Annotated in this window: 1 protein-coding gene; it reads left to right on the top strand. The window is 44.8% G+C overall.

What is annotated here, in order from left to right:
* Positions 1–796, top strand: a 796-nt coding sequence (locus R7R24_RS25750; RefSeq protein WP_318119956.1) for a substrate binding domain-containing protein, incomplete at its 5' end; no start/stop codon positions are given.
* Positions 797–844: the final 48 nt, after the last annotated feature.

Below are 844 nucleotides of genomic sequence, written 5' to 3'. Positions count from 1 at the left end.
TGCCATCAGCAAGCGTATCCAGTGGTTAGAGGACAAAATTGGCGTCCAGTTACTCAAGCGTACCACTCGTTCAATAAGTCAAACCGAAGCTGGTGCCCTATTCTACGAGCGAGCCAAAGTGCAACTTGACTCTTGGCAGTCCGTGTTAGATGAAACTCGCTCAGTAAACCAGTCTCCGGCCGGTCTGTTAAAGATTGGCGCAACGTTGGCAGTAGGTTCTAAGTTTTTAGTCCACTACCTTGATGATTTTCTAGAAAAATACCCCGATATCACTCTGCAACTCACCACGACGCTACCCGGTCAACTGCCGGAACTGAGTTTGGATCTCTTCATCAGTCGTCATTTAGAACAGCTCAATTCATTAAGCTTTAAAGCCACCCCGCTGTTCGAACACAAAGCTCAGTTTTATGCAGCGCCGAGTTACTTAGAAAAATACGGCACGCCACAAAATGTTGAAGAGCTGACAAAACACAATATTTTGATTTGGGGAGAAAAACCTGCAAGAGAGATCAAAACCAACCGAGGTAAAAGAATGAGCTTGTCAGGCAACTTCGCAACGACCAATCCAGAAGCTCTGTTTCATGGTGCAAAACGCGGAATGGGTATCTTGATGACCAACAACGTAATGATCAAAGACGATTTAAAATCCGGGGCGCTAGTGCCTATTTTGCCGGATGTTACAGCCGACGAGGCTACGGTGTATGCGTACTACCCAAAACTGGACTACCAACACACACGCACCCAATTGTTCCTCGACTATCTAAAATCCCGTTTAGAAGAAGAAAAACGCATCTAATTTGATAGTTTTCTTGTTAAATGTGTGAGTAAGCGACTACTTTGAAAT

The organism is Vibrio sp. 704, from assembly GCF_033339295.1.
Note: the sequence above shows the minus strand (reverse complement) of the source record. Positions and strands in the feature narration are given on the sequence as shown.